Source organism: Pseudomonas sp. S34 (assembly GCF_009866745.1).
Lineage (GTDB): Bacteria > Pseudomonadota > Gammaproteobacteria > Pseudomonadales > Pseudomonadaceae > Aquipseudomonas > Aquipseudomonas jessenii.
This window is the reverse complement of sequence record NZ_CP019398.1, coordinates 767553-782247: the sequence shown is the minus strand read 5'-3', so window position 1 is coordinate 782247 and position 14695 is coordinate 767553. Positions and strand designations below refer to the sequence as shown.

At 61.3% G+C, this 14695-nt stretch carries 15 protein-coding genes; 6 read left to right on the top strand and 9 right to left on the bottom strand.

Annotated features, from left to right (window positions below; all coding sequences use genetic code 11):
• Positions 1-5: 5 nt before the first annotated feature.
• Complete coding sequence (locus tag PspS34_RS03350; RefSeq protein ID WP_154861542.1) at positions 6-1601, bottom strand: FAD-binding oxidoreductase; 1596 nt, start codon at positions 1599-1601, stop codon at positions 6-8.
• Positions 1602-1810: 209 nt separating this feature from the next.
• Here PspS34_RS03350 and PspS34_RS03345 point away from each other — a divergent pair, with 209 nt between their 5' ends.
• A complete protein-coding gene (locus tag PspS34_RS03345) occupies positions 1811-2839 on the top strand; it encodes an AraC family transcriptional regulator (protein WP_154861541.1) in 1029 nt (342 codons plus the stop codon).
• Positions 2840-2865: 26 nt separating this feature from the next.
• Here PspS34_RS03345 and PspS34_RS03340 read toward each other — a convergent pair whose 3' ends face one another.
• From PspS34_RS03340 to PspS34_RS03310, 7 genes are all read right to left on the bottom strand, one after another.
• Positions 2866-3234, bottom strand: coding sequence for a glyoxalase superfamily protein (locus PspS34_RS03340; protein WP_057716507.1), 369 nt, complete (start codon positions 3232-3234; stop codon positions 2866-2868).
• A 215-nt stretch (positions 3235-3449) separates the two neighbouring features.
• Positions 3450-4907, bottom strand: a complete 1458-nt coding sequence (locus PspS34_RS03335; RefSeq protein ID WP_154861540.1) for a D-aminoacylase — start codon at positions 4905-4907, stop codon at positions 3450-3452.
• 1 nt (position 4908) lies between these two features.
• A complete protein-coding gene (locus PspS34_RS03330; RefSeq protein ID WP_154861539.1) occupies positions 4909-5769 on the bottom strand; it encodes a MurR/RpiR family transcriptional regulator in 861 nt (286 codons plus the stop codon).
• Between the two features lie 14 nt (positions 5770-5783).
• The gene (locus PspS34_RS03325) at positions 5784-7133 is read right to left on the bottom strand and encodes a gluconate:H+ symporter (protein WP_008047545.1); all 1350 of its coding nucleotides are present in this window, start codon (positions 7131-7133) and stop codon (positions 5784-5786) included.
• 185 nt (positions 7134-7318) lie between these two features.
• Positions 7319-8764 (bottom strand): SulP family inorganic anion transporter, encoded by a 1446-nt coding sequence (locus PspS34_RS03320; RefSeq protein ID WP_154861538.1) that lies wholly within the window; start codon positions 8762-8764, stop codon positions 7319-7321.
• Between the two features lie 242 nt (positions 8765-9006).
• Positions 9007-9918, bottom strand: a complete 912-nt coding sequence (locus PspS34_RS03315) for a LysR family transcriptional regulator (RefSeq protein WP_154861537.1) — start codon at positions 9916-9918, stop codon at positions 9007-9009.
• Between the two features lie 243 nt (positions 9919-10161).
• Positions 10162-10752, bottom strand: coding sequence for an NAD(P)H-dependent oxidoreductase (locus PspS34_RS03310; RefSeq protein ID WP_154861535.1), 591 nt, complete (start codon positions 10750-10752; stop codon positions 10162-10164).
• Positions 10753-10914: 162 nt separating this feature from the next.
• Between PspS34_RS03310 and PspS34_RS03305 the strand changes: the two genes are divergently transcribed.
• Positions 10915-11229: a putative quinol monooxygenase gene (locus PspS34_RS03305; RefSeq protein WP_154861534.1), complete on the top strand. Its 315-nt coding sequence runs from the start codon at positions 10915-10917 to the stop codon at positions 11227-11229.
• Here PspS34_RS03305 and PspS34_RS03300 read toward each other — a convergent pair.
• Positions 11219-11983, bottom strand: coding sequence for a sulfite exporter TauE/SafE family protein (locus tag PspS34_RS03300; RefSeq protein ID WP_154861533.1), 765 nt, complete (start codon positions 11981-11983; stop codon positions 11219-11221). The genes PspS34_RS03305 and PspS34_RS03300 overlap by 11 nt on opposite strands.
• A 225-nt stretch (positions 11984-12208) precedes the next feature.
• Between PspS34_RS03300 and PspS34_RS03295 the strand changes: the two genes are divergently transcribed.
• The 4 genes from PspS34_RS03295 to PspS34_RS03280 all read left to right on the top strand — a co-directional run bounded on the left by PspS34_RS03295 (position 12209) and on the right by PspS34_RS03280 (position 14586).
• Entirely contained in the window at positions 12209-13093 is an 885-nt protein-coding gene (locus tag PspS34_RS03295; protein WP_154861532.1) for a LysR family transcriptional regulator, read from the top strand.
• A 42-nt stretch (positions 13094-13135) separates the two neighbouring features.
• Complete coding sequence (locus PspS34_RS03290) at positions 13136-13714, top strand: NAD(P)H-dependent oxidoreductase (protein ID WP_102672788.1); 579 nt, start codon at positions 13136-13138, stop codon at positions 13712-13714.
• 49 nt (positions 13715-13763) lie between these two features.
• Positions 13764-14135, top strand: coding sequence for a MerR family transcriptional regulator (locus PspS34_RS03285; protein ID WP_154861531.1), 372 nt, complete (start codon positions 13764-13766; stop codon positions 14133-14135).
• 106 nt (positions 14136-14241) lie between these two features.
• Entirely contained in the window at positions 14242-14586 is a 345-nt protein-coding gene (locus PspS34_RS03280; RefSeq protein ID WP_007988984.1) for a cupin domain-containing protein, read from the top strand.
• The last annotated feature ends 109 nt before the right edge of the window (positions 14587-14695 follow it).

Below are 14695 nucleotides of genomic sequence, written 5' to 3'. Positions count from 1 at the left end.
GGCCGTCACTCCTGCAACAGCGTGCCAGGGTTCAAACGCCCGGCCGGATCAAAGTGCCGACTCAATGCCTGCAGGGTGTCCATCGCCAGCGCGCCCTTCTCCCGCCGCAGGTACGGCGCGTGGTCCTTGCCCACGCCATGCTGGTGACTGATGGTGCCGTGGTTGTCGACGATGGTCTGGCTGGCCGCCTGCTTGAGCGCCTGCCAGCGCGCCAGGGTGGCGGGGTAGTCGGCCGCCGGGCGAAACACATAGGTGGTGTAGATGCTCGATCCTTCGCCATAGACATGGGAAAGGTGGGTGAAGACATGCACCCGCTCGCCTTCGGCAGCCAAGGCGTCGCGCAGGCTGTTTTCGATCAGCGTGAGCAGGTTATCGACGTTGCTCCAGTCAGTGGCGGTTTCCAGGGTGTCCACCACGTAACCGGCGTTCCACAGGTTTTCCCGCAGGTAGGGAAAACGAAAACGGTTCTGCGCCCACTTCTTGCCGAGCAAGGTGCCGGTAAACACCCCGCCGAACGCCTTGAGGTGCTGCCGGGCCTGACGCAGGGACAGCGCATTTTGTCGACGATTGCCGGTAACACCGAACGTCAGCAGGCATTTGCCCGCACCGGCGCCGCGCAGGGCCAGGTACTTTTCCAGCCAGGCGATCTGCTGCGGGTGACCGGCCAGCGCCAGCTGGGTTTCGGTTTCCACCGCGTTGGACAGGCGCAGCATCGACAGCGGCACCCGCGCCTGGGCCAACTGGCGGATGGCTTGCAGCGCCTTGGGCCAATCGGGCAGAAACACGCCATAGAAACGCTCATCGGCGGGCAGAGCACTGACCCGTACCTTCACCTCGGAAATGATCCCGAAGCGGCCCTCACAGCCCAACACCACCTCGCGCAGATCGGGCCCGGCCGCCGAGGCCGGAAAGGAGGGAATTTCCAAAGGTCCGGCAAATGTTTCCAGTGTCCCGCCGGCGAACAATTGCTCGATCCGCCCATAACGCAATGACTGCTGGCCACTGGAGCGGCTGGCGACCCAACCACCCAGGGTCGACAGCTCCCACGATTGCGGGAAATGCCCCAGGGTGTAACCACGGGCGCGCAACTGACTTTCCACCTGTGGTCCGCTGGTGCCAGGGCCGAAGGTGGCCAGCAGGCTCTGTTCGTCGAGGTCCAGCAGGCGATTCATGCGGGCCAGGGAAACTGTCACCACCGGCCGTGCGGAACTCGGCGGGTTGATGTGACCGGCCACCGAGGTGCCGCCGCCATAAGGAATCAGGCACAGGTCCTGTTCATGGGCGAGCAACAGTAACCGGCGAATCTGTTCAGCGTTCACGGGATAGGCCACGGCGTCGGGATAATTCCCCAACGCGCCTTCACGCAACGCCAGCCAGTCCGGCAGGCTCTGCCCTCGCGCATGCAGCAAACGATCATGGGCATCCACGCTGTACAGGAAGTGTTGCTGCAACCGCGACGGGGGCACGCGGGCCAATGCTGTCTCAAGCGTCGCATCGGGCAGCGCTCGACCGTCTCCCACCCGCTGGGCGAGAAAACTCGCGCCCTGGGCCGGCAGTTCGACCACCGTGGTTGCATCTCCCCAGCCGTTCCAGCGTCGCATGCGTGTGTCCTTTTGCGGTTCTGATCAGTGATATTTCAGGCCCCCATACTAGTCAGCCGCCGAAAAGTGTCACGGTCGCATCCGGCCAGTTCGAGTAGCCAATTGAGTCAAACGTCGCGCAGGCGTCAGCCATTTACTTTAGCCGTGGTTTCAAATTACCTTTCAGGCATTCATCCGCGCACGCGGGCCTTGATCAAAGGAATACGATCATGCAATCCCTGGGCTTCACTTCAGTTCCGCCGCTGCTCAAATACCTGCGTCATGCCGAACAATTGGGCATGGCCATCGAGCCTGCGTTGGCGGCTGCCGGGTTGCAGGCACAGCAGTTGAGTGACAACAGCCTGCGGTTGCCGGGTGAAGCCCATGAACGGCTGCTCGATTATTTCTGCGAACACTCGGGCGATGCGTTGTTCGGTCTCAACGCCGCGCGCTTTGTGTTGCCCAACTCCTGGAGCGTGCTGGGCTACATCACCATGAACTGCGCGACACTGGGCGACGCCATGAGCCGCATCATGCCGTTCGAGAAGCTGGTGGGAGACATGGGCGTCAGCCGCGCCGAGGTGCAAGGCAGCGACGTCCACCTGATCTGGACATGCCGCCATCAGCGCCCGCGAATTCGCCGACACCTGGTGGAAAACGTGCTCGGCTCCTGGCTGCAATACGCACGCTGGATCGCCGACACGCAAATGTCACCGGCTGCCGTCTGGCTGGAACATGCCTGTCCGGCCGACACGACGCTGGCACAGTACGAGCAGTTCTTCGACTGTCCGGTACTGTTCAACCAGCCTTATTCGGCGCTGATTGTCCCATTGCCGTATTTGCAGTTGCCATTGCGCCAGGCCGATGCGCAATTGCTGCGCACCCTGGAAGAACATGCCCAGGGGTTGATGGCCACACTGGAGGACGCTTCGCTGGAACAGCGGGTCAAAAGCATCCTGCGAAAATTGCTCAAGGAAGGTCTGCCACGCAAGGAGCAGGTGGCCGAGCATCTCGCGGTGTCAGTGCGCACGCTGCAACGCCAGTTGCATCAGGCCGGTACGTCGTACCAGCAGATCCTCGATGACCTGCGCCAGGAGCTGGCCGAGCATTACCTGCTCAACAGCACCCTGCCGATCCAGGACATCGCCCAGTACCTGGGTTTCACCGAACCCCGCTCGTTTCACCGCACGTTCAAAAGCCGGCGCGGGATGCCGCCCGGCGAGTTTCGCCAAACCCACCGGGTGCCGAACGAAGGCTGAAGGCTTAAACCTGAGGGGCTGAAGGCTCAGAGACTTATCGCGTTGGTGAACACCAACCGATTGCCGAACGGGTCGGCGATGGTCATGTCCTGGCTGCCCCAGGGCATGGCCTGAATCTGCGGATGGGAAAACCTGTATTGCCTGGCCAACAGTTGCTGCTGAAACTTCTCCAGCTCATCCGTCTCGATCCGCAGCGCAGACCCCGGTGTGCTGTCGCCATGGTGTTCGGACAAGTGCAGCACACATTCGCCACGGGAGATTTGCAGGTACAGCGGGTAATTCGCTTCGAATCGATGTTGCCAGTCGATCTTGAACCCCAGGAAATCGACGTAGAACTCCACTGCCTTGGCTTCGTCGAAAATACGCAGGATCGGAGTTGTTTTGCCGAAGCTCATCGGATTGCTCCCTGTAGGAGCGAGCCTGCTCGCGATGGTCGTTAACGATAACGCGTTTTGACTGGCTAAACGCGGCGCCTTTGACTCCATCGCGAGCAGGCTCGCTCCTACATGATTGAACAGCGTTAGGTTGTCGGGTTTGATAACAGTCCTTCGGCGCGGAAATGCCATTCTTTAGTTTCAAAGTGCCATCACCGTGACGCAGTCCTCGAAACTCACTGAAAACCCGTGCGCAAATCCCCTTCCCGGGCCAGAAACCGTCCTTCCCTGCGCCCGTTGGCCTGGCCATCACGGTAACTCAACACACCGTTGATCCATACCCCTTCAATGCCCTCCGCCGCCCGCTGTGGGTCGTTGAAGTCGGCGACATCACGAATGGTCGCCGGGTCGAACAACACCAGATCCGCCCAATGGCCTTCGCGTATTTCACCGCGCTCCTTCAAGCCGAAGCGCGCCGCCGACAGCCCGGTCATTTTGTGCACGGCGGTGTGCAGCGGGAACAGTCCCACGTCGCGGCTGAAATGTCCGAGCACCCGAGGGAATGCACCCCACAAGCGTGGGTGCGGAAACGGATCTTCCGGCAAGCCGTCGGAGCCGACCATCGACAGCGGATGCGCGAGGATCCGACGGACATCCGCCTCATCCATTCCGTAGTACACCGCACCGGCCGGTTGCAGTTGGCGAGCGGCCTCCAGCAACGGCAGATTCCATTCGGCGGCGATGTCCATCAGGTCGCGACCGCCCATCTGCGGATGCGGGGTCGACCAGGTGATGGTGATGCGGTGGGCATCGGTCACCTGCTTGAGGTCCAGGGTCGAAGAGCTCGCGGCGTAGGGATAACAGTCGCACCCCACCGGGTGGGTCTTCGCTGCCTCTTCGAGGGACGCCAGCAGCTGTGGACTACGCCCCCAGTTACCGGCGCCGGCACATTTGAGGTGAGAGATGATCACCGGGCTTTGCGCATGGCGACCGATCCGGTACGCCTCGTCCATGGCCTCCAGCACCGGTTCGAATTCGCTGCGCAAATGGGTGGTATAGACCGCCCCGAACGCGGTCAATTCTTCGGTCAGTTGCATCACCTCATCGGTCGATGCCGAGAAGGCGCTGGCATAGGCAAGGCCGGTGGACAGGCCCAGGGCGCCGGCCTCGAGGCTTTCGCGCAGTTGTTCGCGCATCGCGCTGATTTCGTCTGCCGTGGCGGTGCGAAACAGGTCGTCCAGATGATTGCTGCGCAACGCCGTATGACCGACCAGCGCGGCAACGTTCAGCGTGGTGTTCGCCGCTTCGACGGCCACGCGGTAGTCGCGGAAGGTCGGATAAACGAACGCAGCGGCCGTGCCCAGCAGGTTCATCGGGTCCGGCGGATCGCCGCGCAAGCTCACTGGTGAGGCACTGATCCCGCAGTTGCCGACGATCACCGTGGTCACGCCCTGGCTGAGCTTGGGCAGCATCTGCGGCTGACGAATCACCACGGTGTCGTCATGGGTGTGCACGTCGATGAAACCCGGCGCCAGTACATGGCCCTGTGCGTCGATTTCCTCGCTGGCACGGGCATCGCGCAAGTCGCCGATACGCTCGATGCGCCCGTTGAGAATGGCCACGTCGGCGGGGTATCCAGGGCTGTTGCTGCCGTCGATGATCAGGGCGTTGCGAATCAGCGTGTCGTACTGCATGTCAGTCTCCCAGCGGCAAGTGATCGTCGCCGCCGCGGTATTCGTCGAGGGCGAGTTTGATCCGCCGCAGACGTTCTTGATTGTCTTCAGGATTGGCCAGGGCCAGCTCGGTGGCGAGCACATCGATGGCCAGCAGCATGCCGTAGCGCGCTGCCGTGGGTTTGTAGATGAACGAGGTTTCGGCGCTTTGCAGGGGCAGGACGATGTCGGCCAGTTGCGCCAGGGGCGAATCTGCCCGGGTGATGGCCAGAATGCCTGCGCCATAGCTGCGCGCCAGCTCCAGCGTTTCAATCAGCTCCGGGGTGATCCCGGTCAGCGAGCAGACAATCACCACGTGTTCAGCGCTGAGGCTGGCGGCGGTGACGCGCATCATCACCGCATCGTGGCACACCGCAATCGGAAAGCCGAGGCGCACCAGGCGCACTTGCAGTTCATCGCTGCACAGGGTCGAGCAGCCACCCATGCCGAAAGCGTGGATCATGCGCGCCTTGCCCAGCAGTTTCACCGCATCGGCGAAACGCGACTCATCGAACGCGGCCAGGTGCTGGCGCAAGGTCGACTCGATGTCGCCCACGATCTGCCCGTAGAACGCCGACTGCTCGGGCGTGCCCGCCGGGTCGAGAAACCGGCTGCCGACGCCGCTGGCCTGGGCCAGTTGCAAGCGCAAGTCACGCAGGTCCTTGCAGCCGACCGTACGGGCGAACCGCGACAGCGTGGCGCTGCTGACCTCTGCCCGCAGCGCCAGTTCATCGAGGCTGGCGGAGGCGGCAAATCCTACGTCGTCGAGCATCAGGCGGGCGATGCGTCCTTCACCGGCGCTGAAGGAGTCCTGACGGGCGCGGATCTGGTAGAGGATGTCCATGCAAGTGGCTCCGGCTAAATCAGGTAAGAAAGGCCAACGGTCAGGCCGAAGGCGACGACCGAGATCAATGTCTCGAGCACGGTCCAGGTCTTGAAGGTCTGGGTAACGGTCATGTTGAAGTATTCCTTGATCAACCAGAAACCACCGTCGTTGACGTGGGAAAAGATAACCGACCCGGCGCCAGTCGCCAGCACCAGCAACTCCGGATGGGGATAACCCAGACCAATGGCCACTGGCGCGACCACGCCTGAAGCGGTGGTCATGGCCACAGTGGCAGAACCGGTGGCGATGCGCATCAACGCGGCAAACAGCCAGCCCATCAACAACGGCGACAAATGAAATTCGTGGGCCAGGCCGACGATCTGGTCGGTGACGCCGGCGTCCACCAGAATCCGGTTCAAGCCACCACCGGCGCCTACCAGCAAGGTGATGCTCGCGGTCGGCGCCAGGCATTCGTTGGTGAACTTGAGGATCGATTCACGGTTGAAGCCCTGGGCCAGGCCGAGGGTCCAGAAACTCAACAATGTGGCCAGCAACAGCGCGATCACCGAGTTGCCGATGAACAGCAGGAACTGATTGAAACCACTGCCCGGCGTAGAAATCAGATTGGCCCAGCCACCGATCAGCATCAGCACCACCGGCAACAGGATGGTCGCCATGGTGATGCCGAAACCCGGCAGGCTGTCGCGCGGTTCACGCTCCAGGAACTGGCGTTCCAGCGGGTTTTCCGCCGGTAACTGAATGCGCGGCACGATGAATTTGGCGTACAGCGGACCTGCGATGATCGCCGTCGGAATGCCGATCAGGATCGCGTACATCAAGGTCTGCCCCACCGATGCCTGATACACCTGTACCGCCAGCATCGCCGCCGGGTGCGGCGGTACCAGCGCATGCACCACCGAAAGCCCGGCGACCATCGGCAAGCCGACCATCAGGATCGAGACGCCAACCCGCCGCGCCACGGTAAAGGCAATCGGTACCAGCAAGACGAAACCGACTTCGAAGAACAGCGGCAACCCCACCAGAAACGCGATGGTCACCATCGCCCAATGCGCGTTCTTCTCGCCAAAGCGGTCGATCAAGGTCCGCGCCACCTGCTCGGCGCCACCGGACTCGGCCATCATCTTGCCGAGCATGGTGCCCAGCGCCACTACCAGCGCGATGTGTCCCAGGGTCTTGCCGACCCCGGCCTCGTACGCCCCCACCACACCCGACGGTGGCATGCCCGCCACCAGCGCCAGGCCAATGGAAATCAGGGTGATGACAATGAACGGGTTGAGCCGGTAACGGGCGATCAGAACGATCAGTGCAATGATGGCGATGGCGGCATACACCAGCAGCCAATAGCCGAAGGACAGGGTCATGCGGTACTCCTCGAGAGGGTCACGTCGAAATATTTGTGAAACTCTTAAAACATTTCGGAAGGTGATTTTCAAACGAGGTGAAAGTAATTTTCGTGCAGAGGTAAGGCGTGTCGCGCAAAGGTATGAGTTGTCGCAAATAATGAAAATCAGGCAGGCGGATTTTCATCGCGCCTGCCTGTTTGATTTCAGTCGTGCTGTATCCGGGCACGCTTGAGCAATTTCTTGCAACGCTCGGACAAATGCAGCACCCGCAGATGCTTGCCGGCCTTGGCATAGCGCTCGCGCAAGGTGCCCAGTGCAGCGATGGCCGAGTAGTCGACAAAGCTCAGGTGCTGGCAATCCAGGGTCACTTGCGCCGGGTCATTGGCCGGGTCGAACTGATTGAGGAAGGGTGTCGTCGAGGCGAAGAACAGCGTGCCATGCACCCGGTACAGCTTGCTGCCGTCGGTTTCCAGATGACTGTCGGCGTACAGCTGCCGGGCCTGCTGCCAGGCGAAATTGAGCGCCGCGATGATGATCCCGCAGAGCACTGCCATTGCCAGATCGGTGAAAACAGTAATCACCGTCACCGCGATGATCACCAGCACGTCGTTCAACGGCACCTTGTTCAGCACCCGCAACGAAGCCCAGGCGAAGGTCTGTTGCGACACCACGAACATCACCCCCACCAGCGCGGCCAGCGGAATGCGCTCGATAAGCGGCGACAGAAACAGGATGAACAACAGGATCGACACCCCCGCCACCACCCCGGACAAACGCCCGCGACCGCCGGAGCTGAGGTTGATCACGGTCTGGCCGATCATGGCGCACCCGCCCATGCCGCCGAACGCACCGGACACCAGATTCGCCGCCCCCAGCGCCACGCACTCGCGATCCGGGTAACCACGGCTCTCGGTGAATTCGTCGGTGAGGTTCAGGGTCAACAGGGTTTCCAGCAACCCGACCAGCGCCATCACGATCGCGTAGGGCGCGATGATGCGCAGGGTGTCCAGGTTCCACGCAATGTCCGGCAGCGCCAGCGTCGGCAAGCCACCGGCAATGTGCGCCATGTCGCCCAGGGTTCGGGTCGGCAGGCCAAGCAGATACACCGCCAGGCCCACGCCGAGAATCGCCACCAGCGCCGGCGGCACCGTACGGGTCAGGCGCGGCATCACATAGACAACGGCCATGGTCACCGCGACCAGCCCGAGCATCATGTACAGCGGCGTACCGCTCAACCAGGCCTCACCGTTCTTGAAGTGCTCCAGTTGCGCCAGGGCAATGACGATCGCCAGGCCGTTGACGAAACCGAGCATCACCGGGTACGGCACCATGCGCACCAGCTTGCCGAGCTTGAGCAGCCCGAACGCGATCATGATCAACCCGCCCAGCAACACCGTGGCCAGCAGATACTGCACACCGTGTTGCACCACCAGCGCGACGATCACCACGGCCATCGAGCCGGCCGCGCCAGACACCATGCCCGGTCGCCCACCGAACAGCGCGGTCAGGGTGCAGATGATGAACGCGCCATACAGCCCCATCAGCGGATTGAGATGGGCTACCAGCGCAAAAGCGATGCACTCGGGCAACAGGGCGAAGGAAGTGGTAAGCCCCGCCAGGACATCGGCACGTAGACGTTTTGCTTTCATTGGGAACCGCACACAGGGAGAGACGAAAAAGAGTGTGCGGATGTTACGGAAATGCAGTCAGACCGACCAGTTGTTGTGCCTGCGCAAACGCCATCGCGAGCAAGCTCGCTCCCACAGGTTTTGTGTCATTCACGAAATGGGCGAACAACACAGTACCTGTGGGAGCGCGGCTTGCCCGCGAAGAACGATGACGCGGTCTAAAGCGGGCTCAGCCCCTCTCGTCATTGCCCAGCAATCACGAATCAACCCTTGAACTCTGCATTCGCATAATCGGCCAACTTGCCCTGGATAAAGTCCAGGAAGCATTGAATCCGCAGAGCCAGTTGCGAGTTGCGGTAGTACACCGCGTTGATCGGCTGGCGATAACCGCTATTGAACTCGGCCAGCAACACCTTCAAGCGTCCGGCACGAATGTCTTCGATGGTCATGAAATGCGACAGGCTGGCGATGCCCTGGCCGTCCAGTGCGAGATGGCGGATGGTTTCGCCGCTGGAAGCACTGATCGACGCCTGGATCGGCCAGCGATCGCCATGCACATAACGCAGCGGCCATTGGTTGAGGCCTTCGTTCTGGGTGAACCCCAGCAGCGTATGGTGGGCCAGGTCAGCCACGGCTTGCGGTGTGCCGTATTTTTCCAGGTACGCCGGGCTGGCGACGATGTGCAGCGGGCTGCAACCCAGGGAGCGGGCATGCAGCGTCGAGTCGGTCAGGGTGCCAATGCGAATGGCGATGTCGGTACTCTGCTCCAGCAGGTCGATGATCAAATCGTTGCTGTTGAGTTCGAGCTGGATGTCGGGGTAAAGCCTGCGGAATTCATCGATGTAGGGCACGATGGCGTGCAGCATGAACGGTGATGCCGCGTTGATCCGCAGCCGCCCGGACGGTGTTTGCTGGCGTGAGGACAGGCGCTCTTCGAGCTCATCCATCTGATCGAGAATCCGCTTGGCGTGTTCAAAGAAGTACTTGCCCTCTTCGGTCAGGTCCATGCGCCGCGTGGTGCGATTGATCAACGTGGTGTCGAGCTTGGCCTCCAGCCGCGACAGCGTACGACTGACCGCCGAAGGCGTTTGCCCGACCTGCTCGGCCGCCGCAGAAATCGACCCGCATTCAATCACGCAGACGAAAATCTGCAACTCATCGGATCTGGCTTTCACGTATGTCCCTTATCGATAGTCCTGCGCCGCCCTTTTGGGCACAGAGAAACCATTGTGGCGAGGGGGCTTGCTCCCGTTGGTCCGCGAAGCGGACCCAAAACCGGTGCGCACGCAGGTTCAGATAAACTGCGTATATCGATTTTACGACGGCTTCGCCGCCGAACGGGGCGGTGCGGCGTTCCGACAAGCCCCCTCGCCACAAAAGCCCGCACACAAACTCAAGCTTTCGATACTAGCTGACAGTTACGCCTTCAGGCCAAACACCTCTGCCAAATGCTGCGCATAGCGCGCCACGTCGCCTTCGATGTTTGGGCGCTTCATCACGTCCACACACAGGAACGTCGGCAAACCGGTCATGCCCAGGAACTCGTTGGCCTTGTGGAACGGGAAGTACACCGCGTCCACGCCTTTGGCCTCGAAGAAATCGGTCGGGTCGTCGAAGGCCTGCTGCGGGGCGTTCCAGGTCAGCGACAACATGTATTGCTTGCCGTGAATCAGGCCGCCGCTGCCGTACTTCTGCGACGCGTCTGAACGGGTGCGACCGTCGCTGGCATAGAGGCTGCCATGGCCTTCGGTGAAGACTTCATCAATGTACTTTTTCACTGTCCACGGCGCGCCCATCCACCAGCCGGGCATCTGGTAAATGATCACGTCGGCCCAGAGGAACTTGGCCACTTCTTCGGCGACGTCGTAACCCTCGTCGATGAAAGTGGTTTTGACATCCATACCGCCGCGATCCAGCACGCTCAACGCGGCTTCATGCAGGGTGGCGTTGTAGCGGCCGTCGGAGTGTGCAAATTTTTTGCCGCCATTGAGTAACAGGACTTTTTTCATGGGAGGTCTCGGGAAGGTCGGGAATCGGATGGCGGCAGAGTACCGATCGACCTCACGCGGAGTAAGCGTCGATTTGGCAAAATTCATTTGACCTACAAGCACGAATCAGCAGGCGATTGTTGCCTTAAACTGGCACCAGTTCTGACTTGAGGAGAGATGTAGATGAGTGAAATCCAGGGATTCATCCTGCACGCCAAGACCCGTCCGGAAAAATCCGACGCCTTTGAAGCGTTTTTCAACGGCTACGTGCAAGCGAGCCGAGCCGAACCCGGTTGCATCGAGTACCACATGCTGCGCGACAAACAGGACCCGACCCTGTTCATCTTCTACGAAATCTGGCAATCCCAGGCCCACCTCGATGTGCACTCGAACCTGCCGCACATGAAGCAGTTCCTCGAGCAGCGCGATGAATACCTGGAACGGGATTTCGAGATCCGCGCCATCGACATGATCAGTCCGTCGTCCGCTAGCCGCTGATCAGCAAATGGCCGCCGAGCACCCCCAGGCCAACGAAGAACACGCGTTTGAACCACAGGGCGCTGATCCGCTGGCGCAGCGATTGCCCCAGCCACATGCCGAGCATGGCCGGGATCAGCGCCAACAGCGATGCGCTCAATTCGCCCCCGCCGAGCGCGCCGCGCCATAGCAAACCACCGGCCAGGGCCAGGGTCGAGACGGTGAACGACAGGCCCAGCGCTTGCACCAGCTGGTCCTTGCTCAAGCCCAGCGCTTGCAGATAGGGCACCGCCGGAATCACGAACACACCGGTGGCTGACGTGATGACGCCGGTCAGCACGCCGCACAGAGGACCGAGCCAGCGTTCGCTGCGCCGCCCCACGCGCACAGTCGGCAGGAACAAACCGCTGAGCGCATACAGCAACAATGCAGCGCCCAACCCCCGCACCACCCAATGGTCACCGCTCATGCCGACCCACAGCGTGCCTGCCCCGGTGCCGATGAAAATCGCCAGCAACATCGGCCACAACCGCTTGGCCAGCGCCGACAGATGCCCGCCGAATGCCAGTTGCCAAATGTTGGTCAGGGTCGCCGGAATGATCAGCAGCGCCGCAGCCTGCGTCGGCGCCATAGCCAGACCGAGCAGGCCCATGGCAACGGTCGGCAGGCCGAGGCCGATCACCCCCTTGATCATGCCGGCCAGCACAAAGGTGCCGATAACCAGCAGCGAAAGGGCCAAGCCGAGATGCTGATAAAACGCCGAAAGTGTATTCATGGGGCCATAGTGAGCCCGCGGGGGTTGATTGAAAATCTGCCATATACTGAGGCTGCCTCTTGCTTAGACAGAGGCTTAGTATTTTGCTGAAGCGACTGGCCTCTTCGCGGGCAAGCCCGCTCCCACAGGAGACCGAGTTCTCGCAGAAGAAATGCGATCCACTGTGGGAGCGGGCTTGCTCGCGATGGCGGCCTCCCAGACAACACACATCCAGAGGTTGCCGTAATGCACTTCGACCTGACCGACCTGCGCCTGTACCTGAACATCCTCGACACCGGCAACATCACCGCCGGTGCCGCGCGCAGTCATTTGTCCCTGGCAGCGGCCAGCGCGCGAATTCGCGCCATGGAGGCGTCGCTGGGCGTCGAGTTTCTTCAGCGCAATCGTCGTGGGGTCAGCCCGACGCCGGCCGGCAATGCCCTGGCCCGACACGCCCGGGTTCTGCTGCAACAGGCCGAACGCCTGCAACAGGAACTGTCCGAGTACGCCCAGGGTGTCAAAGGCCAGGTGCGGCTGCTGTGCAACACCACGGCGATCACCGAGTACCTGCCAGAGCTGCTCGCGGATTTCCTGCATAGCCATCCCAACCTCGACATCGACTTGCAGGAACTGCCCAGCACCCGCATCACCCACGCCTTGCGCCAGGGTGCGGCGGACCTGGGCATCGTTTCCGACGCGGTGGACACCGATGACCTGCAGACCCGAGCGTTTCGCGATGATCCGCTGGTGCTGATCATGCCCCGGGAACATCCATTGGCTCAGGCGACCTCCGTGAGCTTCACCGACACGTTGCATCACGACTACGTTGGCCTGAATGCCAACAGCGCGCTGGCGGTGTACCTGGAAGAGCAGGCACTGCACGCCGGCCTGCGCATGCAGATTCGCATCCGCGCCGACGGTTTCGATGGCGTGATGCGCATGGTCGCCCGAGGGGCGGGACTGGCAATCGTGCCGCTGGCCGCGGTCGAACGCGGGTCCGCCGGACTACCCTTCAAAAGCCTCGCCCTGCAAGAACCCTGGGGCCAACGCAAACTGCTGCTCTGTGCCCGGGACTTCGCCGCATTACCCGGTTATGCCAAGGCCCTGCTGCACGCCTTGACTCTCCCCTGAGGGGCAGACTTTATCCTTGAGGTTTGATCTTCAAGGACCGCGATGATGGGTAAACGAATACTGGTGATACTCGGGCATCCGTCCGGCAACAGCTTCTGCGCCGCCCTTGCGGAGCGCTACACACTGTCGGCAGTGCGCGCCGGGCATGAAGTGCGTCAATTGTTTCTGGGCAGCATGGATTTTGACCCGGTGCTGCGCGAAGGCTATCAACAGGTCCAGCCGCTGGAGGCCGACTTGCGTAACGCCCAGGCCGATATCCTGTGGGCCGAACAGCTGACGCTGGTTTATCCGATCTGGTGGGGTGGCGTACCGGCCTTGCTCAAGGGTTTTTTCGACCGGGTGTTCTTGCCGGGTTTTGCCTTCAAGTATCGCCAGGGCAAAGCCTTCCCCGACAAACTCCTGCGCGGCCGAACCGCCCACCTGCTGGTGACCATGGACACACCGCCCTGGTACTACCGATGGATCTACCGCATGCCCGGTTTGCATCAGGTCCGTAAAACCACGCTGGAATTCTGTGGCATCAAGCCAACCCGAACCCTCACCTTCGGGCCAATTCTCGGCGCCAGCGCAGACCGGCATGCAGCCTGGTTGCGGCAAGCCGAAGCTATCGCCAGCGCTTGAGTCGGTCGATAATGCACCGAGCTTTACCCTCGGAGAAAAGGACCTTCCCATGTACATCGGCCAAGCCGCGCAACGTTCCGGAACCACGGTCAAAAGCATCCGTCATTACGAGTCGATTGGCCTGCTGCCTGCCGCTCGCCGCCAGGGCAAGTACCGCATCTATGACCAGCACAGCGTCGACCTGCTGATGTTCATCAAATGTGCCCAGCAGTTGGGTTTCAGGCTCAAGGAACTGCAGTCGGTCTTCGCCGGACATCAGGGTCCGCAGTTGCCATGGGAACGGGCACACCAGATCATCGCCAGCAAAAAACAGGAAATCGCCGAGCGGATAGCGGCGCTGTCGCAACAGCACTCGCAATTGGTCGAGTTCGAGAACAGCCTCGAACAATCCAGGCTCGACTGCCCGCTGACCCGTCCTTGAGAGTTGTGCGTTTCTGGACAGCTCAGTGTCGAGCACAGACAACTGAACGATGGGCAGGCGCTATAGGGTGCGACTTCAGTTCTTGAGCCCACTGCCCGGAGTCATCATGACCGCACCGATTACCGTTCTTCGCGATACCCACCCGCTGCCCGTGCTCGACGCCTGCAAATGGGAAAAACTCGAAGGCGACCCGCACACCGTCAACCTCAACGCCTACACGAGTGAAGACGGCAGCAAGATCATGGGCACCTGGATCTGCACGCCGGGCAAGTGGTACGTCGAATATGTGAAGTGGGAGTACTGCCATTTCCAGGAAGGCTACTGCGTCATCACCCCGGAAGGCATGGCGCCGATCCACCTGCGCGCCGGCGACATTTTCGTCATCGAACCGGGAATGAAAGGCACCTGGGAAGTGGTGGAAACCGTGCGCAAATATTTCGTGTTTGCCTGATACAAAAAAACCGGGGGATCACCCGACGTGATCTCCCGGTAAATATCTTTGGGTGTATGCAGTCCCTGTGGGAGCGAGCTTGCTCGCGATTGCGGTGGGTCAATCACCA

What these genes read in the sequence shown, in the direction of transcription:
- PspS34_RS03320 (WP_154861538.1), bottom strand. Translation starts at nt 8,764, where the DNA reads ATGAAAGCAAAACGTCTACGTGCCGATGTCCTGGCGGGGCTTACCACT.
- PspS34_RS03350 (WP_154861542.1), bottom strand. Translation starts at nt 1,601, where the DNA reads ATGCGACGCTGGAACGGCTGGGGAGATGCAACCACGGTGGTCGAACTG.
- PspS34_RS03295 (WP_154861532.1), top strand. Translation starts at nt 12,209, where the DNA reads ATGCACTTCGACCTGACCGACCTGCGCCTGTACCTGAACATCCTCGAC.
- PspS34_RS03345 (WP_154861541.1), top strand. Translation starts at nt 1,811, where the DNA reads ATGCAATCCCTGGGCTTCACTTCAGTTCCGCCGCTGCTCAAATACCTG.
- PspS34_RS03330 (WP_154861539.1), bottom strand. Translation starts at nt 5,769, where the DNA reads ATGGACATCCTCTACCAGATCCGCGCCCGTCAGGACTCCTTCAGCGCC.
- PspS34_RS03290 (WP_102672788.1), top strand. Translation starts at nt 13,136, where the DNA reads ATGATGGGTAAACGAATACTGGTGATACTCGGGCATCCGTCCGGCAAC.
- PspS34_RS03300 (WP_154861533.1), bottom strand. Translation starts at nt 11,983, where the DNA reads ATGAATACACTTTCGGCGTTTTATCAGCATCTCGGCTTGGCCCTTTCG.
- PspS34_RS03325 (WP_008047545.1), bottom strand. Translation starts at nt 7,133, where the DNA reads ATGACCCTGTCCTTCGGCTATTGGCTGCTGGTGTATGCCGCCATCGCC.
- PspS34_RS03280 (WP_007988984.1), top strand. Translation starts at nt 14,242, where the DNA reads ATGACCGCACCGATTACCGTTCTTCGCGATACCCACCCGCTGCCCGTG.
- PspS34_RS03305 (WP_154861534.1), top strand. Translation starts at nt 10,915, where the DNA reads ATGAGTGAAATCCAGGGATTCATCCTGCACGCCAAGACCCGTCCGGAA.
- PspS34_RS03285 (WP_154861531.1), top strand. Translation starts at nt 13,764, where the DNA reads ATGTACATCGGCCAAGCCGCGCAACGTTCCGGAACCACGGTCAAAAGC.
- PspS34_RS03340 (WP_057716507.1), bottom strand. Translation starts at nt 3,234, where the DNA reads ATGAGCTTCGGCAAAACAACTCCGATCCTGCGTATTTTCGACGAAGCC.
- PspS34_RS03310 (WP_154861535.1), bottom strand. Translation starts at nt 10,752, where the DNA reads ATGAAAAAAGTCCTGTTACTCAATGGCGGCAAAAAATTTGCACACTCC.
- PspS34_RS03335 (WP_154861540.1), bottom strand. Translation starts at nt 4,907, where the DNA reads ATGCAGTACGACACGCTGATTCGCAACGCCCTGATCATCGACGGCAGC.